We start from the raw sequence: 19,754 nt of genomic DNA, 5'->3' as shown, positions 1-19,754 counted from the left end.
GAATGAATAACATGAATTATGAACAGGTGGTACATGATCAAAGCTTGTATTGCGCTTCTCAATCGCTTGAATTAGCACTTCAATTGTCAAAGTTATCAAGACAGCAAGAATCAGAGGAAAGAACGCGAGCGGCAAACCGTTTGGTTAAGGAAAAGGCCCGAAATGAGAGCCGCATTTCTGCATTGCGATACATGTACCGCACGGTGGAACGACAAGACCTCGAAGAGTTGATGTTTGAACTTACCAATTTGTCCATAGAGGAAGTCTCTACCGCATTAAGTGATCCTGATGGGTGGAGAAAAGCCATTTCGGTTGTTGACGCAACATACCAACAAGCAGAATACAAAGCACCCCAAAAAGAGCTGAACCAATGGCGGATAAAGTTCTTGTCAGCCATTCAGTCTAAGTGATCACGGAAAAAAGGGGATTGGCGCAGTGCGGCTACACCGCGTCAATCCAGCCAGTAACGACTAATAGGAGTCATCATGGCGGCATGTAATCTATCTCACAACGAATTAGCAAGCAATCTTGCTAGACACCTTCTATCGGGCAATCGCATGGTGTGGGAGGATATTCCCGCTGGTAAAAGTGGCTCAGTTCGTCCCGATGTTTACACCATTGAAAAGAGCTACGCTAACCCGAACCCTATATCTTATGAGATCAAGGTTAGTCTTTCAGATTTCAGGTCTGATATTACTTCTGCTAAATGGAAAGCGTACCTGGACTTCTCCTACGGTGTTGTTTTTGCTGTTCCTAAAGGGCTTGTTACCAAGAAAGATATTCCAAATGGATGTGGGCTTATCACATTCAATGGTGAATTCTGGAACACGGTAAAAAGGCCAACATTACATCCAACCACACTCGATTCTGAGTTGCTTTTAAAATTACTCATTGAAGGCCGTCAAAGAGAAACACACCCTTTTACGCCTATACAGCGTGACTTCAACGAGCAAAATATCCTTGACGGAATGCGGCGTAAGTTCGGTGAGGATTTGCGTAAGAAAATCCACTTCTTCAACGATTACCCTAAGAAAGTGGCAGAGCTTGATTCTATGAGAAATGAGCTTGCAGATATTTTGGGGATTGATGTTAGCGATAGAAGTTGGGGGGTGGATTACTACATTCAAAAACAAGTTGAGCAGCTACGCCTCATTGCCAACGAAACCGAAAGAAAGGCTCAAATCGCTAAAGAAGTGGAACGGATGAGGTCGAATCTTAACGGTAACATTGACCGTTTAATCGAGCAGTACACAGGGTGCAGCGATCAGTAATTGATTTTAAATTTTGTGCGTTGCAGTGCTGCAATGTACGGGAACTCGGAAAAATCTGATGGCTGACAACTTCGATTATTGGGTATCACTGCAAAGGGCTGAGTCGTTAATCGACAAGTCAAATGGTGTCGGGTTAAACAGCGAGGAGTCCCAAGAACTTGAAATGTTAGTGACAGCGATTTCAGCTTGGGAAGAAAAGAATTCAACTTTCTAACTCAGTAGAGGCAACGATGAAGATTCATTTCTACACAATGTCAGACGGCGATCCTTGGGGTTTTTGGTGTGAAGGCCACTTGTCCCAGACCGAAGTTGTTTCAGCGTTCAATGAGGCATTAGAACAGCAAGATTTTAAGCCTATTGAATCTGACCAAATTCAGCACAAATTCGGGGCGCGAGTTGCGCGAAGCGATGGTGAAGATGATGACTTCAACTTTTATATTGTTGCTGAAAGTGCCAAAGGCGCAATCCCGATCACCTATGTAGACGCAGAAGCGTTAGAGCGTAGTTGGTAAGTTATTTGATAGAGAGCAGGGGCTACCCCTGCCAGTGGTCGGAAAAATTCAGCATGGCATCAAAACGCATAACTTACGAGCAAGCCCTTTCAGATTGGGAATTTCTCTCTGAAAAGATTGGTATGTGTAACGATTTGACGGGCGGTTTTGTGTTGGAAGATGAAGCTTTATCGCTTCTAAAGTCGCCAACCAAAGCGACGGCTAGAAAACTGCTAATTAGCCTTATCGAGTATTGGTTTCATGCAGGGATGGATTACTTTCATGAGCACGCTAATAAATCCATCAGAGAGATCTATGAGGAATTTCCAGAGGTTTTGGATATTTCAGTCAGGTACGGCATTGATTTAGATAAATGCCCGTACCCATTCGCAAAGCGTTGCGCTTAAACTCGGATAAAGGAGATAGCACCATGTTGAAATCAACTAATTGCTCTTACGCCGATTCGTACATTGAAATGTATAACGGCGGGATCGCTATCGATCTAGAGAACAAGGCCGTTTTTGTGGATTACCAGGGCGAAAATCACATGTTTGATGCATTTCAGAATGGCTCTATAGAAGTCGCTATTTTGCGCAAACCGCAGGGCATGAATGTTAACGATGGTAAAACGTTTGTCGTCGGTGCGCTTCAATCTAGCACATTGGAAATTCGTCAGGGTAATAATGTTTATCGCAAAAACCTTGATGATGTGGCGCTAGAGCCGTTTTTAAAGGGTGTGGAACTCGCAGGCTTTGAGTGGTCAGTTGAACCAGATTTAAGTCAGCGTTCAATTGTGATTTCAGCGTAGTTGCAGTAATGCAACTTCGGAACCGGAAAAATCTAATGACAATCAATCGTTACGAGCCAGTTGTGGAAGGTGATATGGGCGATGTTTTGGAAGGTGAAATGCGCCGACGAAAACATGGCTCATGGGTTAAGTTAAGCGACCATCAAAAGAAAGTTGCTGATTTAGAGGCCAAAATTCAGAGACTCAATGCAGAATCAGACCGATTAACCAATGCCCTCGATTACGTTCTGGAAAGTGGTTCAATTTCGGGTTTTGATGCTGTCCAAAAAGCACGTTGGGGACTTGGCCTAGAAGTCGAAAACGAAGCTGAAATCGCCGCGCTCAAGCCGCGATACTCGAACTAACCAAAAGTGATCGGATTATTAGCGAATGACAGAGTTTGATATGGGCGTTTTTTATGCTGCCGCCTTGCTTGTTACACAGGCGGGTTCGCCCACTTACGCAGCAGATGTCCTCGACGAAGCTGGACTTTTAGAGGCGGATATATCCGAGCTGGATGACACAGAAAAAGAAGCAATGGTGAAGCTGCAAGAGCAGGATTCACGCTGCAAATTCACTGGCCTTTAGGCCGACACCGGAAAAAGGAGCGTCAGCATGGATTACTCAATGCTAGAAAGTGACATTAAATCGCTAAAATCCACGCCACAGCTTGAAGGGTGTTTGTTTGGTATTTCAAGGATTCAGCGTTTTTTAGGTATCGGGTACAACCGTGCTGAACGTTTGGTTGATGCTGCGGTTTCCAGAGGCGTATTGTGTCGTGATCAGGAGCGAGTTCATCTTGTCAGGCTGGTAAAAGATAGCGAGCGTCCGACACTTCACCTTACTCTTAAAAAAGAGTGGTTTGACCTGATTCGCTCCGGTGTAAAAACCGAAGAATACAGGGAAATGAAACCCTACTGGGATCGTCGTCTTATATCTGGAAAATATTTCGCAACAATCACGTTTCGAAATGGTTATGGGAAAGATGCGCCTTCCTTTGTTATCGAGCTGATTGAAATACAGAGTGGTCTAGGAGTTGTTGAGTGGGGCGCACCAGAAGGTAAGCCCGTTTATATTCTCAAACTTGGGTCGATTATTGGTTGAGTTGCAGCACTGCAACTTCGACGACGGAAAAATCGCATGGCAAACCTGACAGATAGTGCATTTACACGCTTACTCACTCAGGCAGCGAAAGCCGCTTATAAGCACAGGTCATTATGTGACCGAGTGAACGATGAGTGCATAGCAAGATACGGAGTTGGGTACTCAGAAGTTGATGCCGATACAGTTATCGACACAATTGACCTGATCGGCGGGGAATATTTCAGTGCCGAAGAATTTCACGAAGCCATGACGCTCAGCGATTGTGAACGAGTTGATTTGAAACTTGAAAAACTACTGTCTCTTTCAACATTAACAGTAGAGCAACAAGAAGAAGTTGACGAAATTCAACGCAGACTGAGCGGTATTGAATAAAAGTCGTCAAGGCATTTTATTAAAAAACACGGAAAGAGGACTGAATATGTACGATCCAGACATGCCAGAGCCAAAATTTGTAGTGTCTCTGCAGGAGTTCATTGATAACGCAGAGACAACGATTAAAACGGCGCAAACGCTCGGTTATCGAGGGGTGAGTTTTGAGGTTTCCCTAGAGGCAGCGCAGCAAATTATAGATGCGGCGAAGCAGTATCAGGAACCCAAATTCTTAGGATTCCCAAAAAGCCTGGTTGAATCATTCATTGCAAATGAAGCAGAGTCAGAGTTACCTCATGAAGTAATGGATGCTTATAAACGGTACATGACCGCAGAGCAGGAAGGGTGGGAAACCTGGGAAACCAAAGAAGAATTTTTTATTGATGAAGCCTACGACCAAAGGTAAGCGCAATGTCGTCATTTGAAGAAGCAGTACAGAAAACTTTAACAATGTTGAATCATCGCATTAAGGAGCTTTCTGATCGTGATATTTTGACTGATGAGCAGCAAGAATACATCAATGAACTGATTGAAGAACGCGATCAGCTATTCACCGAGTTAAAAGGTCAGTTGCAGTAATTAGCCATTTTAACTTTGATTGAATTGCAGTACTGCAATTGTGACATTCCTCATCATTTATTTTATTATCCTATTTGATATTTTGTCTCATATCCACTACACTCTTTTTATTGGCATTGGGCCATAACTAAGTGAGAGTGTATGAAATTCAATCGTTATATCCCATTTAACTTTAAATGGACTTCCCGAAAAGCGGCGGCTGCAGAACGTAAGCTGGCAAAGGAACGTGAGTGCATGCCCCTATTTGCTGCTGAAATCGCAGAGAATCAACCATCGCTAGATGCTATTAGATCGCAACGTGAATCCTATTTCTGTCAACGCGAAATCGATGACCGGTTGCAACGCGCCAAAGAATGGCGACACGCCAGATCACTTCTATTTGCGCTCCCCTACTCACACCGTGCCGTTATTCGCTTTTGGTGGAATTCTCACGCATTCCTAAACCACGAACCTCACTATCTGGCGAATATGGTTAACCGGTGGGTCAATTTCGGTGTCAGGCCCAGTCGCTGTCAGATTGAAAAATACGGTGATAGGCTGCAGCCCCCCGACTTTTGCGCGGTTGATGCCTTCACTGTTGCTATCAAAGGGGGTGAGTTATGATCCCTACTGTTGGTAGCTATTTCTGCGGTGCCGGTCTTATGGATACAGGTCTGTTAGAAGCGGGACTGAATATCACCAAAGCCTTTGAGCTTGATGCTGATGCGGTGGCAACGTATCGACACAATATTGGTTCTCATATCAAACATTGTGACATTTCCAAAGAGCTTGTTCTCGAACAAGATTCAGTAGACTGGATGGTTTTTACTTATCCATGCACTAAGTATTCAACGGCGGCGGATATACGCCAAACACGAACTGGCGATGAGCTTTTTTTGCATGCACTTCGCCATATTGCCATTGCTTCGCCCGAAGGGTATTTGATTGAAAATGTGCCTGGGATGCGGGTGTTTAAAGTTGTCATGGAAGCGATGACCCGACTGCCTGGTTACTATGTGAATGTGTTTTGTCCAGTTCATACTCATCATTGGCTTCCCCAGCGCAGAGACCGTTTGATGATCTTTGGTACCAAGCGCCCTTTTTCTATCCGCCCGCCCGCGTATGTTAAACCGATATCGCTGTCTGAAATTGTTGAGAGTGATCCCTGTGTTACCCGCCCTGCTGCCATTGAAAAGCGGATGCGTGGACACTACCGTGATTTACCCATTATTTCAGATCCCCAAAAAGGGGATCTTGCGCCTACTGCCGTCGCGCACTATGCGCGTGACAAATCAACACGACTGCTCGCGGATAAGCGCTATCCGCTCGGGGTGCGTCCCTACTCTGTCAGAGAATATGCGAGGCTTCAGGGGTTGGACGATAGTTTTGTATTTCCAGTATCAGATACCGCCGCTTATCGTCAAATCGGCAATGGAGTGCCCCGACACATGGCACGATGGGCGGGAAGCGAGATAATGCGGTATCACCGCTCTTATAGCCACAAGATTTAATAAAAAAAGGTGTCCTGTATATGGGGACACCTAAAACATAGTCATCGGCAAGATCATAGAGAAACAAAACGTGTATCGTTTGCTTCAATTTCAATGATATACTTTTTGATGTTATAAATTATGTTAATAACATCACATTTCCATACTATACAGGGTGTCAAATTCGTTGCGCCCACTATGATTAGAGTATCTGGCATCGGCCATAACCAAGTGAGGTTTTCATTATGCGTTCCAATCATTCCAACCTTGTTTCTACACTGAAAAGCCACGCATTTTGCGCTTTTTCAAAGTTACCACTACGTCATGCTACCGATCAGGGTATGTGTATTCTCCGTCCCTGGCAGGGCCCAGAAGACGGCGAAATATCGACTTGGGCTGTTACGGGAGAAATTGCCGATCTAGGGGTTAAACCGTTGGCGTATTGCGATAGCGCAGATGAAGCTGACGGCGTTATCCACTTCTGTTTGTCCAACGTTGTTATCCACTAAACAGGGCGCACTAAGCGCCCTTTATGGGGTGATTTCATGATTTCATTACGACGCGCCAGCAGTGCATTAATCGTGTATGTGGTAGTAACCGGAGCGCTGTCTGTAGGGGTGGGAATTGGTTTTTATCTCTGCCCGTTTGTATTTTATTGATGCATAACAGCACTGTCTAAGCGAGGACAATTATGTCTCTAATGCTGGTAAATAGTCAGTTTTCACCGCCGTCTTATTGGTTTGACGGGGATAAAAACGGCAAAAATACACCTCAGTTCTCAGAGCTGATTGATGTCTACATTGATCCCCCTAGCTCAGAATCAAACACCTGGGATTTGGTTGCGGAACAGACAGACTCGACGTTAGTTGTTCTTCATCGGTGTGAAACACCCGAATATGCGCAAGGACTATTGTGTTTTTGTGTATTGCGGATGCCAAACATCATCTAAGGATAAAAAAAAGGGCCATAGGCCCTTTTTTGTTGCTTTGATCTTTCTCGTTCGCAATGCTTTCCCAGTTGCAGTACTGCAATTATTAGATGCTACAAAATGCCGTAAATGGATTTTACTACCGCTTCACTCAGGGCCGGTTTTGCTTCTTCCAGCGTGAGATTCACCTGGTTGGCTGACGCAACGATCCTGGTTTGATAACGCATGCGGTCAGTTTTTTCGGTGCTGTTAACTGTAATTGTCGAACTCGCGCCTTGCTGTAATTTTTGTGTTTCATTTGCGAGCAATGCTTTGTCACTCTTAACGCTCAATTGAATGTCGGTAACAAGCCCGTAAGTTACATCTTCTACCATTGCATCTGCAGCCACCGCCACCAATCCACCGATCAAGCTACCACCCACTCCATAACCTGGTGAGTCAGTTGCCAGTGCTAGTGCTGCACCGCCAAAACTTGCACCGGCGATCCCTGCCCCATATCCCCCAGATAGAAATTGGTTGATGTCATGTGGCTCCATCTTTTCAAGTTTGATGGTGTTGGATTGCAACCAATAGTGTGCAGCATTGGGGTCTTGTGTCACCTGAAACCCATTGGAGGTAAGGACTTGTTTTAGGGTCACTGCCAAATCAAAGTCGGTACCTGATGTGTCCTTGGTTTGAATGAAAATCGTTTTAGGGCCCATCATGTCAGGCTGCAACCAGATTGTTTCTGAGGTCTGTGTCTTCACTTCTAAATTTCGTTTTGCGACTGCAGTGTGAACCGCCCCGCAGCCGGATAGTACCAAAGTGCTTGCTAGTGCCATGCCAAGTAACGTTGTTTTGGTTTTCATGAATTTCCCTCGTGCTGACTTTCTATGATCGATTAACAAATATATTATTATTGTTGTTATCAAATAACAAATTGAGATCACAATATGATTTATCGTTATGTGCTGGGTGGGGTGTCGTTAGCGGGGGTGGTCGGGGCGGCGGGATTTTTTGGGTGGCAGAGTCTGGAACTTGATTTTTTGAAATTCAAATCAGCACCAAAACCCGTGATCATTCAGCGCTATGCGCAACATTCACTATGGATTGATTGCGAAAAACGTATCGCAATCATGTTTGCAGCCCTCGTTGGGGCGGATCATGGCAATGCGCCCCGCGAAGATGAATTTACGCTAGATCCCAGTGTTGATAAGCGCTGTCAGCAGCGGTCAACCCTATCGTATGGTACTCCTTATGACAGGGGGCATCTGTTTGCGGCGAATCATGCAGATTCCGATCCGGTTGCCATCCATCAAAGTAACTACATGACAAACATCATGCCGCAACACCGCAATTTGAACAGGGGAGCAATGAAGCGCACTGAGTTCATTACAGAGTGTTTGCGTGATATGGGTGATGTTTGGATTGTCGGCGGGATTTTTAAAAATGAAACACCGATTGATTCGCTAATTTTGCACGGCATAGAGGTTCCTGCACATATCTGGAAAGTGATTCATTCCCCGTCACTCAATAAAACCTGGGCTTACATCTTTCCAAATGATAGTCGCGCAACCTGGGGGGATGCTGATACCTATCTGACATCGCTTGATGAAATCGATAAGCGTTGGGGGGGCGCGATCCAGTACCCTTTTTACATCAAATCTCGCTCGGAAGTAATGAAAGAGAGTTACCCTGTCACTAAGTCATGCAATATATCCTGATTAATTGCAGTACTGCAATTTTAGCCTCCGGCGTTCACCGCCAGAGGCTTTTTAGTATGCATTGGCACCCTACCTATCCCGCAGGGCATTTAAGGGCCGCTAAGGGTCTACCAGGAAGGGGGAGGGGTATTCTGTTTGGTCGCTTTCGCTGGGTCTCGGCCCTGGTGATCCGGTGGTGTGTGTCTCGCTCCCAGGTGGGGCCTTTATGCCTGACGGCATGGTGACAGACTTCACATATCTATAATATCTATTTTGATAACATCCCAGTTGAGATTATACTTATAAATAAGTAAGGCAATCGGCCATATCTCAGCGAGGAAATATCATGTCTCTTATCATCGTCAGAAAGAACGCCAGGAAACAAATCAAACAAGCCTTGATGAATGCCGCTGGCATTTTGAAGCGTACCGCCCACAGTCGTGTGGATGATTCTTATGACTACATCTATCAGGTTGTTTCGGTTGATGATGTCTTGCAGTGGCTCGACAACGAAGATAATTACGCTGATGCCAAGGTGAGGTATCTCGATAATGAATTCATTGTGAGCGGCCCATATTACTTCGACGATAAGTTTATCGCCTACCCCGACCAAGCCACATTTGAGGGTGAAAAAAAACACCTGGTTGGCGCAGATTAATTCAGTGTGGCCCCATCATGGGGCCCTTGGTAATAAGGAGGGTCAATGAACGCCTACACAGTCAAAACCATTTTATCAAGCTGTCTTGCTTTGCTGGAAACACAGCACCGGCCCACTTTCTTAGATGCGAAATCTGAGCAGGTAAAGTACTTGGATCTGTGCTTTCACACGTCTGTAACGGGTTATCGCATTATTGATAATGCAATCGCTGACTGTATGCGTGATGCAGCCCAGGCGCGATGCTGGGCTATGTATTCAGACTCTCTCGCCCGCGCCATCCATATTTTGACAGTGTTTATGGTAATTCGTGACAATAACCCCAGTATGCGCAATGGTACCCTTTCACCCGAACAACATGACCAAATGATCTTCAATGTTATAGGGTGATTTTTGTCACATATCTATATTATCTTTCTGGATATTTTGTTGGTTGGGGTTATACTTATTTATAGTTAATCGGCGCAAGGCCATCACTGATAGAGGTTATTGATATGTTTAGCCAAGAACGTAAAACCCCAGAGCAAATCCTAAGCGACTTTTCAACGTCCCACCCAGGCGCAGAGACATACGTGAATATGATTGATTCACAGCTTGCCTATCGTTCTCACTACAACACCAGTTTTTCGCCGGAAGTGCGGGCCGCGCAAGAACGTATCTACTTCGCGGAGTTGTGTCTGAATGGCAAAACAGAAGGCGAAAGCGTGTTGAGGGCAGCACAGAATAACGGTGTCACTTTGCCCGAAGGCTGGGAGAGTACTTTGGACACCTGGCACGGTGACTATGTTTCTGCTCTCCTAAGCCGTTTTAATGCGTATTTGAGCGCTCGCGGCAATTGTCTGTCTTCAATGATCACCGGCCCTGCCCGCTTTCCGGTTGCCCGTGCGCAAAAGGCTAACCGGACAATGGATAACCGCCATCAAGAAGTGACCGAGCTACTACCTAAATTTATTAAGAGTCTAAAACGTCAACTGTTGCCGCATGGCGACGGTACCTGCATCAAATCCAGTGCGCCGGATGCGGTGCAACAACTGCAGTCCAAAATTGACGGCTTGAAAACGTCACAAGAGCAGATGAAAGCCGTTAACAAACTGATCCGCACTTACACCCGCAAAGGGGATATATCTATCCCTGGCGAACTGCGTGATGCAGTGATCGAAGCGCTTGGGAAAAAAGGTTATAGCGTTGCGCAAGCGGCCAACCTGATCAAGCCTGATTTTTGTGGCCGTATCGGTTTTGCTGATTATCAGCTTTCCAATAACCTCGCCAACATTAAACGCCTCGAACAACGTTTGGTTGATGTAAAAGCCACGCAGGAAAAAACCGTAAGTGTTGATGAAACCTTTGACAATGGCATCGGGGTCTATCAAAGCGATGACAATAAAATCGTGATTTCCTTTGGTTTTAAGCCCGATGAAGCCACGCGTAACACGCTGAAAAAATGCGCGTTTAAGTGGTCTCGTAACCGCGATGGTGGGACATGGGTTCGCATGATCACGGCCAATGCGCTGTTTGACTACGAAAGAACGGTGCGCCCTTTGTTGGCCCAGTTGGAAAGCTAGACTGTGTGCGCCGCCCCCCAGGTGGGGGCGGTTGCAGTACTGCAAGTTTTATCTTATCTGAATTGATATTGTGCTGTTATTTTGCCACACTGTATATAAAGATATGTAAGGCGTCGGCCATCACTGAGCGAGGTGCAAAATGTTGCGAGATATTATGAAAAAATTTAGTGACCTGACAAAAGTTATGCGCAATGTGAAGCGCCCTACTTACTGTCTGGAAGTAGTAAGCGCGGCGGTGGACTATCACCAGGCGGGCCAAGAGTGGCTAAACGTGCGTGATATGGTGTCACAACTCGAAGTTGATTTGGCGGTGACGGCGGCACCTTCTATGCGTCAGGCTATCAAAGAACTTACAGATGCAGGCGTGATTGAAAAGCGCTTTCTTGATTTGGACGGCCAATTGGTTGAACGTCCTACCAAGTCGCCGGTTATCCGGTTGCATCCTGACTACCTGGATATGTTTAGGGGGGGATATGAAAAAGCTGTCGCGTAGTTGGCGGATTAATCTTGAGCTGTTGTTTTGCTTTGTGGTAGCGGCAGTGTTGGCCCTAATAATTTTTTCGCTCTAATTTTCTGGCGTAAGGCCATCACTAAGCGAGGTGTTATATGTACCCTATCGTTCCTTTTGAGCCGATGGTTAACGCGGCTCAACAAGCCATTATTGCCGTTTCTGCGGGCAAATTTGCACGGAGTAAGCGACCCTATGCAGCCGCGTTCTTTAAAGCACTGGATGGTACCAGTAAGCCGTCGCCCTACACGCTGATCCGCATTGGCTATACCAAGTCGAGCACGGAGCGTTATTATCCAGCGCCTAAACAAAAATACATTGATGCCCTGGATATTCTGATCCGTACCGAAGGGCGGCGTGTCGTTAAACCCCTGGACAGCTTTTTAGCTAAAACACTCTTTCCTTATGCTATCCATCGTCTGGAAGAACGCAGAACCCAAAGCTATCAGCTTGAGTGGAATGCCAAGTTCAAAGCCAGGGACAAACAAAAGTGTCGGGATGACGCTGCACGTCAGGCACACATCAATAACATCATGGCGGAGACTGTGCGATACAGTCATAACGATTTTTATGCATTTATCTCCCACGAAGACGGTGAGGGCCGGTTTACATCTTATGAGCTTAAATGCATTGTTCAGCACTACTTTAAAATGCGGTCAAAACCTGGTTCGCTGTCATTTACTGATCTTTATGGAATGGTCACAGACTGGACGCTGGGCCGAATCGTGCTGGATATGTTTGAAATTTGTGAGTGACATGTATCACCCTTTTAATTATCTCGTTTGATATTTTTGTGTCGGGTGTTATTCTTACTGTATAGGCATTAGGCCATGACTGATTGAGGTTGACCATGCAACACATCATTACTATCCCCTTGACTCACATTAGGCGCGATCAGAATCAGCCCCGCAGCCACTTTGATGCACAGGCATTGCTTGAACTGGCTGATTCGATCAAACAATGCGGTGTGCTGCAGCCTATTTTGGTGCGTGAAGACCCCGAGAAATCCAGCCACTTTATTGTGATTGCCGGTGAGCGACGCTATCAGGCTAGCAAACGTGCAGGTCTCAAAGAGGTACCCTGCCTGGTTCGTGCTGATAGCATTGCGCAGGTGCGCTCTATCCAGCTTCACGAAAACTTCAACCGTGAAAATCTGTCACTAGCGGAAATCATTGAAGGGGTGCGCGAGTATAAAGCAGCATGGCTGGCAGAAAACCCCAAAGGCAAGTTGACCAATAAAGCCCTGGCTGCAGCAGTGGGCCAAAACACCACATTTATCAGCCGCCTGTTAAAGCTGGATAGTGCGCCTGTTACGTTGTTGAATGCCGTCTATGAAGGGACGATCAATAACATCAATGTCGCCTCAAACCTTACCGATTTGCATGCTTTAAGCCCTGAAACATTTGAAAGTGTCTGGGGTGAATATAACGATGGTCAGGTGACGGGCTCCTTTGAGAAGCACACTGCCGGCATTTTGAAAAACACAAAAATTTTGGCCGAAGGTGGCCTTGTCCTCCCTGAATGTAATGAATATGGGGTGTTTGATACTAAGCATGAATCTGTTCAACGCTTGCGTTTCAGTGTTGATGCTTTCTGTTTTGAAATCCTCTCCCTGGAAGTGGAAAAAGGGGTATGGATCTGTGCCTATGACTGCTATTTCCATCACTCCTATTCGTCTTCGCCGCTGTCTATCAAAGCCAAAGACCGCTATTCATCACAGCGTGAAGCGGAACTCGCCATGCTGACAAAGTGGATTGTACCCGCCGCAAAATTTGCTTGTCGTAACTTACCTAATCACCTTCATAGCCGCTTTCGAAAATTGTTTGCTGAATTTAACCGTCTTTTGGATAACCTGGCGGGCGAACCCGAGCTGCCTAAACGCGTGAAGCCGGTGCCGGAAAAAATCAATGGCGGGGAGACAACTATCTCAGTTTGCAATGAATTGTGCGCCGTCGTCGGTACGCTCGATGCGGTTTATCGTGCCCTGGTGAGCAATTTTAACAAGAGCCCTGAACAGGCGAATAAGGCGTTGGTGAGTTCGCTCAAATGTTTGATGGTGGATGTTGAGAACGGTTCACTAAGTTGCAGTACTGCAACTTAGTGTGCCGCTTCTTGGGGTTGGGTGAGCGTTGTGATGTTGGGAAACAAGATATTTTGATAACGCTCTTTGTTGCCTGGTATGGGGATAGCAAGATTTCCCGCCCCGTCTGGGGTAATTACTAAAACATAGTCATTCGCGTGATAGGTGGAAATATGATCAAGTATCTCAGTCAGTGTCGAATCTTTGGTGATAGTCACTTGCGCCCCTCCATCGTTAATTCGCGGATGACATCAATAACGCCCTGCTCGCTTTTAATGTCTAACGCCGCCTTAGTGCGGGCCATGATACGTTGGTACCGCTGTTGTCGTTTCTTGAACTGTACGTTTAACCGTTCGGTGACGATGGCGAGATCAGTTAAAGAAAGTTGCTCGGCCATTTTATTTACTTCTGATAAAGCCTGGTCTTTGTCCATAAAATTGACCTGTTCTAACAATTTATTAGATCCCAATACGGCCTCTTTTGGGAGCCAGATTGTAGCACTATCACTGTATTAATTAGTTTATTATTAATTATACAACATCAATAATATACATATTGATGTTTGTTTTTAAAAACAAAACATGTGGCCGATGTAAACGTGGCCGGAGAGTAGCAATATGATGACTAAAAACCACTTTGACCCAAAATTCGACATAAATGTTAAAAGTTGTGATCTGTTGCCAGATCCCCTTTCACCCCTTATGCACCATGATGAACAAGAAATTGCTTCTCTGGTTTGTAATGTGCGCAAAGCGGGTATCTTGCACCCGCTTTCTGTGAGACCTGTTCCTGGTGTCAGTGGTGTCTACTACGTGACTCAAGGTGAAATATTGCGCCGCGCTGCGATTTCAGAAGGGATTGAATGCCTCCCTGTTCGCGTTGTTGATAGCATGCCCGCCCAGTTGTCACGCCAGGTGCTTACCGACAATCTTTTGCGCAATGATCTGTGCATCCTTTCATTGTCGGAAACTTTACGCCACTGGTTGAAACTGGGGGATAACTTCACGCTGTCTGATGCGTGTAAGGTCGTGGGTGGGTCATTAGAGTATTGGCAAGCTATCTATGATTTATTTGAATTACCCGCTGATCTTAAAAGGCTGATATTGAGACAAAAGCTGACTAACCTCGACATGATCGCGCAACTAAAGGAAATCATGAATATTGATGTCAATAGCTACAATGCGGTGATGTCTACACTGGTCGGTGAACGCTATGCAGGTAAAGCATCCGACTATGTGAAACGTGCGCTAAAACAACTCAAAGAATCAAAAGTCATCGGCCATATCGCCCCTATCGCAGATGAGAACGGGCACTTCCTTACGTCTCACCCGTCGGTGTGTCATTCTCATTGGCGCAAAGCTGATGTGGAAATCACGCTGTTTACACTGCAGCTTGGTAAACAACGTTGGGCAGGCGGCTATGAAATGAACTTCAAAGGCTACAAAATCAATATTCCACTATCTGTAGATACTACGGCGCGTACTGAATGCCAGCTATTGAAATTGTTGCATTCGAAGATTGAGTGTTATCTCGACGGCTTAGGGCAGCGTGTCTCGATTCCTGACTTTGGCCGCCTGTCTTCGTCTTTGCTGGATTGGGTAGAGGGTATGTCTCATTGTGAGGATGAGTTGCAGGGGGTTTCTGTCGATGGAATGGCCCGTGAGGGCGATTTCGTTAAAATTGAATCCTCGGGCAATGTGCTGTCTTTTCACATCGATGATGTACTGAAAATGGCAGCTTTATTTTCTTAATGGTTGGCGAGCTGGTACCCGCCCAATTTCACTAAGTCGCCTGTCCTTCGTCCAGTCAACTAAGTGAAACCGAGCCCTTCGGTCTCGGCCCATTCGGGTGGGGTCGGGGCTCGGAAAGCAACAGCATTACCCACCGGCAGACTGAATTTTTTAGGTTCAGTTGCCCCGTGGGTAACGTTCGAAATTGCAGTACTGCAATTTATAGCCTCCGGCGTTCACCGTCAGAGGCTTTTTAGTATGCATTGGCACCCTACCTATCCCGCAGGGCATTTAAGGGCCGCTAAGGGTCTACCAGGAAGGGGGAAGGGTATTTTGTTTGGTCGCTTTCGCTGGGTCTCGGCCCTGGTGATCCGGTGGTGTGTGTCTTGCTCCCAGGTGGGGCCTTTATGCCTGACGGCATGGTGACAGACTTCACACATCTATAATATCCAATTTGATAATTTCCCAATTGAGATTATACTTATAAATAAGTAAGGCAATCGGCCATATCTCAGCGAGGAAATTCTATGTGTCAATCAGCGGGTTTAACAACATTTTTGGCGGTGGGGCATGCTGCGTTTGCAGATCCAGAAGTGGTCACAGTGCAAGGTCATTGTTTCGATGATGCTGCAATTAAAGCGGCGCGGGCCATTCTTGAAAATCAGGATACGGATTTTGATGATGTGATTTATGTGGATGCCGTGACAAACGCGTCACTGGAATATCGGCAATGTTATGCGTTTGAGCTTGATGAACTTCGCTAACCGCCCACCTTTTATATTGGCTAAGGCCATCACTAAACGAGGTAATCATGAGAGACTTTAACCCCCGCGCCTTTCTTGAGCATGTATTGCTGCAACTGCGTAATCTTGGTGTAGATATGTCACCGGCTTGCAAAGAGGCGAACAGTATTGAGCGCATGGAGCGCAATCCTAAACCTTGCTTTAAGTTGGTGCTTTGGGGTCATACACCAGACTATAACGGCCCTCAGCCCGCCTATCGCTTTGAAGGGTATTACTACCCCGAAACCCGTCAGTTTTTTGTATCTGGCTCTAGTCCTTCCGGTGATTGGGGGCAGATTCTCTATCCCGATCATCCTTGTGAAACTCCGGCAGAGTTTGCGATAAGGAATCACGGCCTGATAGATGTGGATATGTCCGAAATCACGGTGACTATCGAATAGTGCAGTGCTGCAATTGCGGGGAAATGATATCCCCGCAATTGAGTGACCTATATCACACATTAATTATATCCCGCTGGATAATATCCAATTTGATATTATAATTAGAATTAGAAATCGGCAATCAGGCCATTACTAAGAGAGGTTTCTATGAATCAAGTTACTATCCTGGCAATCGCCAACATTAAGCGCGATCCAAAGCAGCCACGTAAAGTGTTTGATGCATCCGCATTGAGTGACCTTGCCGCCTCAATCAAAGAGTGCGGTGTGCTGCAGCCTATTTTGGTGCGTGAAGATCCTAAAAAATCCGGTCACTACTATATTGTGGCGGGTGAGCGCCGCTACCGTGCCAGCAAGAAAGCCGGACTGAAAGAGGTGCCTTGTCTTGTTCGTGCAGATAGTGTCGCGCAGGTGCGTTCTATCCAACTTCACGAAAATTTCAACCGTGAAAATCTGTCACTGGCGGAAATCATTGAAGGGGTGCGCGAGTATAAAGCAGCATGGCTGGCAGAGAACCCCAAAGGCAAGTTGACCAATAAAGCCCTGGCTGCAGCAGTGGGCCAAAACACCACATTTATCAGCCGCCTGTTAAAGCTGGATAGTGCGCCTGATTTGGTGCTGTATGGCATTCGTGAGGGGATCATTAACAACATCAATGTTGCGTCAAACCTGACTGATTTGTATGCGGTTAACCCTGATACCTTTGAAAATGTTTGGTACGACTACCGAGAGGGCAACGTCTCGGGCTCTTTTGAAAAGTACACGGCCATTCAACTCAAGATGGCAAAAACACTGGCAGAAGGCGGTTTTATTTCCCCTGAGCCAGATAGCAACGGTTGTTTCGCGTTGGACAATGACGCGGTGCATTGTATCAAGTATGCGTCCGGCCAGTTCTCTTTTGCAGTCCATACGCTACAGGTCGATGAAGCGGCATGGATAGTAGCCCCTGTCTTTGCATTCAACAATGCAGAGTGTGTTGAAGGAAAGTTGCACACTAACAATGAACGTTTTGATTCAGAGCTGATGGCCCAGCAAAGCGCGTTACAGGGGGAAATTATCAAGTATTTTCAGACCTGCACACTAAACGGTGAGTATTCAATCGGTGACCGTCAACACATTGAAGCCGTGTTTGCAGAGCTTAACCGCCTGACCCATAACCAAGCGGGCGAACCTGAATTTCCATCCGTAGACACGGTTAAAAGCGATAAACTCAGCGCCACTGACACACCTGAATGTACAGATGACCATGACGAAATCACCGATACTGACACGGAGAACATGCAGCAGTCTCATCCTAACAATGTGGTTGCGCTGGACAATAGCCATACAGAACGCCGCACATCACTGGCAGTGAATACTGATCTAGTGATTGCCATCGGTACCCTTGAGGAAGTGTTTGACTCATTGGTCAATAACCACAGCATGAGCAAAGATGAAGCTAGCGCGTTGCTGACCAAACAGCTTTATGCGCTTGAGCAGTCTATTGCTTGCGAGTCTCAGAAAACGGTTCACTGATTGCAGTACTGCAAAAAAAACACCCTGCCAATGCGGGGTGTTTCTATTTTGTCTTCGTCACACTTTTGTAATATCTTGTTAGATATTTTAAAGGTTGGTGACTATACTGATTATATGGCACAAGGCCATGACTTAGAGAGGTTTATCATGCTGTCAATTCTTCACTATCTTGCTTTTATCTGTGTTGCTGTGGCGTTGGCCGCGTTCCTTGAGTGGACGGTTACCCAGTCTGTGAAGGGGGCCCGCAAATGAACGGATTTTGCTTTGATGTCTATGGCCGTGCTGAATTGAGCAATGATCCCTGGTATGGCGATGATACCTGTTTCATGTTCGCGGCTTTGGTGGGGGGAGACTGTGACACGGTAAGCGATGCCATAAAAGCAGCAACAGCCGCTGTTGAGCGCGGGGCCATCAAAGAGCTGGTTAATGTCTCCGCTTATGTGTCGTTCAATCCCTTGTTGATCACTGTTCGTGACTCCGCCAAGCGTATTGTGATCAGTGGGAAAGTGGTTGGTTGTTCGATCCGTTGGTTCAGCCCCATCACTGAACCTAACGAAATCAGCCGCGCTGCGTCGCATCTGCTAACGGTTAAAATCGCCGCCAATAGAGCGCTATCACATGGTGATACAACGAGGGCTCAAACTCTCACTGCTAGCGGTACCGCTGTGCAGAGATTGATTGCAGATAGCCCATTCCATCATTCTTATTTCGGGGCACAGGAGCTGCAATCAATCAAAACAGAAACGTATCACGGTTTTTATTATCTTATTTGATATTTTAATCGGTATGGACTAGTCTTTAAAGTGTGTAGCGGCGTAAGGCCATGACCAAATGAGGCGAAAAATGAATGCACTATCTCAAGCGCTACTGAATGCGCGGCGAGAACTCAAACAATCCCGCACCCCCGCAATGGTTCGTGTTGCGCGGTGGGTTAAGGCATATCGTGAAAACAAAGCTATTACAGAGGCACACAAGGCCGAACTAAGAGCTTTTCATTTTCATGAAATGGTCAAAAGCCACATCCAGCCAGGGCGGGCATACCGCTATGATGAGTTATTGGCTCAGGTTGATATGCTCAACCGTTCGGTTATCCCTGGTTGGTCGGTGCGTATCTTTAACGGTGGGGTGATTATTTACACGCAGTACAAGTCGCTGACCCCAACCATTCTACTCTCTGCGCGAGGAAGTGGCTTTATGTTGTACGGGATCGAATTTCACGGCGTCAACATCAAAGAAAGCATTACGTGGCGATAGCGCAAAGCCTCCGGCGTTCACCGTCAGAGGCTTTTTAGTATGCATTGGCACCCTACCTATCGCGCAGGGCATTTAAGGGCCGCTAAGGGTCTACCAGGAAGGGGGAGGGGTATTTTGTTTGGTCGCTTTCGCTGGGTCTCGGCCCTGGTGATCCGGTGGTGTATGTCTCGCTCCCAGGTGGGGCCTTTATGCCTGACGGCATGGTGACAGACTTCACACATCTATAATATCCAATTTGATAATATCCCGGTTGAGATTATACTTATAAATAAGTAAGGCAATCGGCCATTTCTAAGCGGGGATATTCAAATGGAAAACTTCAATGCAGTAACAAACAATTTCTTTTCATCCAATAATCAAGAGCTGTTGGATGAACACAAGCAAATGTTTGGCCTGGACGATGATCGCTGGGCTGGCTTTCGTCAGTGGCAACAACTAGGCCGCAAAGTGAAAAAAGGGGCTAAAGCCTAATGCCGATCAGTTAAGAGATAAATGATCGGTTGAACGATCCAACAGATGGCTTATAAAGGCTCTAAGTCCCCATACTTAGAGCCTTTTATTTTGCAATTGACCACAGCCCTTACCCTCGC

At 46.2% G+C, this 19,754-nt stretch carries 31 protein-coding genes and 1 pseudogene; 29 read left to right on the top strand and 3 right to left on the bottom strand.

Translation table 11 applies throughout. The annotated features are described in order from the left end of the window. The first annotated feature begins 11 nt into the window (after positions 1 to 11). The 15 genes from KU854_RS20475 (at position 12) to KU854_RS20405 (ending at position 6,579) form a co-directional block, all read left to right on the top strand. On the top strand, positions 12 to 410 hold the full coding sequence (locus KU854_RS20475) for a hypothetical protein (protein WP_218360191.1): 399 nt from the start codon (positions 12 to 14) through the stop codon (positions 408 to 410). A gap of 75 nt (positions 411 to 485) precedes the next feature. Continuing rightward, positions 486 to 1,271 (top strand): MmcB family DNA repair protein, encoded by a 786-nt coding sequence (locus tag KU854_RS20470; RefSeq protein ID WP_218360190.1) that lies wholly within the window; start codon positions 486 to 488, stop codon positions 1,269 to 1,271. Between the two features lie 58 nt (positions 1,272 to 1,329). Then, on the top strand, positions 1,330 to 1,485 hold the full coding sequence (locus KU854_RS20465) for a hypothetical protein (protein ID WP_218360189.1): 156 nt from the start codon (positions 1,330 to 1,332) through the stop codon (positions 1,483 to 1,485). A 16-nt stretch (positions 1,486 to 1,501) separates the two neighbouring features. Then, positions 1,502 to 1,783 (top strand): hypothetical protein, encoded by a 282-nt coding sequence (locus tag KU854_RS20460; protein WP_218360188.1) that lies wholly within the window; start codon positions 1,502 to 1,504, stop codon positions 1,781 to 1,783. A gap of 53 nt (positions 1,784 to 1,836) precedes the next feature. After that, entirely contained in the window at positions 1,837 to 2,169 is a 333-nt protein-coding gene (locus KU854_RS20455; RefSeq protein ID WP_218360187.1) for a hypothetical protein, read from the top strand. Between the two features lie 23 nt (positions 2,170 to 2,192). After that, the gene (locus tag KU854_RS20450; RefSeq protein ID WP_218360186.1) at positions 2,193 to 2,570 is read left to right on the top strand and encodes a hypothetical protein; all 378 of its coding nucleotides are present in this window, start codon (positions 2,193 to 2,195) and stop codon (positions 2,568 to 2,570) included. A 35-nt stretch (positions 2,571 to 2,605) separates the two neighbouring features. Further along, positions 2,606 to 2,914, top strand: a complete 309-nt coding sequence (locus tag KU854_RS20445) for a hypothetical protein (RefSeq protein ID WP_218360185.1) — start codon at positions 2,606 to 2,608, stop codon at positions 2,912 to 2,914. 25 nt (positions 2,915 to 2,939) lie between these two features. Continuing rightward, on the top strand, positions 2,940 to 3,137 hold the full coding sequence (locus KU854_RS20440; protein ID WP_218360184.1) for a hypothetical protein: 198 nt from the start codon (positions 2,940 to 2,942) through the stop codon (positions 3,135 to 3,137). A 27-nt stretch (positions 3,138 to 3,164) separates the two neighbouring features. Beyond that, positions 3,165 to 3,653, top strand: a complete 489-nt coding sequence (locus KU854_RS20435) for a hypothetical protein (protein ID WP_218360183.1) — start codon at positions 3,165 to 3,167, stop codon at positions 3,651 to 3,653. A 36-nt stretch (positions 3,654 to 3,689) separates the two neighbouring features. Then, positions 3,690 to 4,025, top strand: a complete 336-nt coding sequence (locus tag KU854_RS20430; RefSeq protein ID WP_218360182.1) for a hypothetical protein — start codon at positions 3,690 to 3,692, stop codon at positions 4,023 to 4,025. A 46-nt stretch (positions 4,026 to 4,071) separates the two neighbouring features. Further along, on the top strand, positions 4,072 to 4,428 hold the full coding sequence (locus KU854_RS20425) for a hypothetical protein (protein WP_218360181.1): 357 nt from the start codon (positions 4,072 to 4,074) through the stop codon (positions 4,426 to 4,428). A gap of 5 nt (positions 4,429 to 4,433) precedes the next feature. Next, positions 4,434 to 4,601, top strand: a complete 168-nt coding sequence (locus KU854_RS20420) for a hypothetical protein (RefSeq protein ID WP_218360180.1) — start codon at positions 4,434 to 4,436, stop codon at positions 4,599 to 4,601. Between the two features lie 141 nt (positions 4,602 to 4,742). Then, a complete protein-coding gene (locus KU854_RS20415; protein WP_218360179.1) occupies positions 4,743 to 5,204 on the top strand; it encodes a hypothetical protein in 462 nt (153 codons plus the stop codon). Beyond that, positions 5,201 to 6,091: a DNA cytosine methyltransferase gene (locus KU854_RS20410; RefSeq protein WP_218360178.1), complete on the top strand. Its 891-nt coding sequence runs from the start codon at positions 5,201 to 5,203 to the stop codon at positions 6,089 to 6,091. Before KU854_RS20415 ends, KU854_RS20410 begins: the two co-directional genes overlap by 4 nt. 224 nt (positions 6,092 to 6,315) lie before the next feature. Beyond that, the gene (locus tag KU854_RS20405; protein ID WP_218360177.1) at positions 6,316 to 6,579 is read left to right on the top strand and encodes a hypothetical protein; all 264 of its coding nucleotides are present in this window, start codon (positions 6,316 to 6,318) and stop codon (positions 6,577 to 6,579) included. Positions 6,580 to 7,111: 532 nt separating this feature from the next. Here KU854_RS20405 and traT read toward each other — a convergent pair. Beyond that, on the bottom strand, positions 7,112 to 7,846 hold the full coding sequence (gene traT / locus KU854_RS20400; RefSeq protein WP_218360176.1) for a complement resistance protein TraT: 735 nt from the start codon (positions 7,844 to 7,846) through the stop codon (positions 7,112 to 7,114). A gap of 84 nt (positions 7,847 to 7,930) precedes the next feature. Here traT and KU854_RS20395 point away from each other — a divergent pair, with 84 nt between their 5' ends. The 7 genes from KU854_RS20395 to KU854_RS20365 all read left to right on the top strand — a co-directional run bounded on the left by KU854_RS20395 (position 7,931) and on the right by KU854_RS20365 (position 13,506). Further along, positions 7,931 to 8,701 carry a DNA/RNA non-specific endonuclease gene (locus tag KU854_RS20395; protein ID WP_218360175.1) on the top strand — a complete coding sequence of 257 codons (771 nt, stop codon included), beginning with the start codon at positions 7,931 to 7,933 and terminating at the stop codon, positions 8,699 to 8,701. 325 nt (positions 8,702 to 9,026) lie between these two features. Then, on the top strand, positions 9,027 to 9,338 hold the full coding sequence (locus tag KU854_RS20390) for a hypothetical protein (protein ID WP_218360174.1): 312 nt from the start codon (positions 9,027 to 9,029) through the stop codon (positions 9,336 to 9,338). A 45-nt stretch (positions 9,339 to 9,383) separates the two neighbouring features. Continuing rightward, positions 9,384 to 9,725 carry a hypothetical protein gene (locus KU854_RS20385; protein ID WP_218360173.1) on the top strand — a complete coding sequence of 114 codons (342 nt, stop codon included), beginning with the start codon at positions 9,384 to 9,386 and terminating at the stop codon, positions 9,723 to 9,725. Positions 9,726 to 9,829: 104 nt separating this feature from the next. After that, positions 9,830 to 10,897, top strand: a complete 1,068-nt coding sequence (locus KU854_RS20380; protein ID WP_218360172.1) for a hypothetical protein — start codon at positions 9,830 to 9,832, stop codon at positions 10,895 to 10,897. Positions 10,898 to 11,051: 154 nt separating this feature from the next. Then, positions 11,052 to 11,390, top strand: coding sequence for a hypothetical protein (locus KU854_RS20375; protein WP_218360171.1), 339 nt, complete (start codon positions 11,052 to 11,054; stop codon positions 11,388 to 11,390). 113 nt (positions 11,391 to 11,503) lie between these two features. Beyond that, complete coding sequence (locus KU854_RS20370; RefSeq protein WP_218360170.1) at positions 11,504 to 12,160, top strand: plasmid SOS inhibition protein A; 657 nt, start codon at positions 11,504 to 11,506, stop codon at positions 12,158 to 12,160. A gap of 95 nt (positions 12,161 to 12,255) precedes the next feature. Next, positions 12,256 to 13,506, top strand: a complete 1,251-nt coding sequence (locus KU854_RS20365) for a ParB/RepB/Spo0J family partition protein (RefSeq protein ID WP_218360169.1) — start codon at positions 12,256 to 12,258, stop codon at positions 13,504 to 13,506. On the opposite strand, the gene KU854_RS20360 is transcribed toward KU854_RS20365, so the two are convergent. Together KU854_RS20360 and KU854_RS20355 are read right to left on the bottom strand one after the other, a co-directional pair. Then, complete coding sequence (locus tag KU854_RS20360; RefSeq protein WP_218360168.1) at positions 13,503 to 13,703, bottom strand: hypothetical protein; 201 nt, start codon at positions 13,701 to 13,703, stop codon at positions 13,503 to 13,505. The genes KU854_RS20365 and KU854_RS20360 overlap by 4 nt on opposite strands. Beyond that, complete coding sequence (locus tag KU854_RS20355) at positions 13,700 to 13,918, bottom strand: hypothetical protein (protein ID WP_218360167.1); 219 nt, start codon at positions 13,916 to 13,918, stop codon at positions 13,700 to 13,702. Before KU854_RS20355 ends, KU854_RS20360 begins: the two co-directional genes overlap by 4 nt. Before the next feature lie 184 nt (positions 13,919 to 14,102). On the opposite strand from KU854_RS20355, the gene KU854_RS20350 reads away from it, so the two are divergent. The 7 genes and pseudogenes from KU854_RS20350 to KU854_RS20320 form a co-directional block, all read left to right on the top strand. Continuing rightward, entirely contained in the window at positions 14,103 to 15,236 is a 1,134-nt protein-coding gene (locus KU854_RS20350) for a ParB/RepB/Spo0J family partition protein (protein WP_218360166.1), read from the top strand. 506 nt (positions 15,237 to 15,742) lie between these two features. Then, entirely contained in the window at positions 15,743 to 15,979 is a 237-nt protein-coding gene (locus KU854_RS20345) for a hypothetical protein (RefSeq protein ID WP_218360165.1), read from the top strand. Between the two features lie 47 nt (positions 15,980 to 16,026). Beyond that, positions 16,027 to 16,398, top strand: a complete 372-nt coding sequence (locus tag KU854_RS20340; RefSeq protein ID WP_218360164.1) for a hypothetical protein — start codon at positions 16,027 to 16,029, stop codon at positions 16,396 to 16,398. Between the two features lie 147 nt (positions 16,399 to 16,545). Beyond that, positions 16,546 to 17,910: a ParB/RepB/Spo0J family partition protein gene (locus tag KU854_RS20335; protein ID WP_218360163.1), complete on the top strand. Its 1,365-nt coding sequence runs from the start codon at positions 16,546 to 16,548 to the stop codon at positions 17,908 to 17,910. A 248-nt stretch (positions 17,911 to 18,158) separates the two neighbouring features. Continuing rightward, entirely contained in the window at positions 18,159 to 18,683 is a 525-nt protein-coding gene (locus tag KU854_RS20330) for a hypothetical protein (RefSeq protein WP_218360162.1), read from the top strand. 70 nt (positions 18,684 to 18,753) lie between these two features. Next, a complete protein-coding gene (locus tag KU854_RS20325; protein WP_218360161.1) occupies positions 18,754 to 19,164 on the top strand; it encodes a hypothetical protein in 411 nt (136 codons plus the stop codon). A 297-nt stretch (positions 19,165 to 19,461) separates the two neighbouring features. Next, positions 19,462 to 19,635 (top strand): annotated as a pseudogene (locus KU854_RS20320) (ArdC family protein); the annotation flags it as partial. Positions 19,636 to 19,754: the final 119 nt, after the last annotated feature.

The sequence above is a fragment of the Enterovibrio paralichthyis genome, from assembly GCF_019209835.1.
In the GTDB taxonomy this organism is placed as follows: domain Bacteria; phylum Pseudomonadota; class Gammaproteobacteria; order Enterobacterales; family Vibrionaceae; genus Enterovibrio; species Enterovibrio paralichthyis.
Note: the sequence above shows the minus strand (reverse complement) of the source record. Positions and strands in the feature narration are given on the sequence as shown.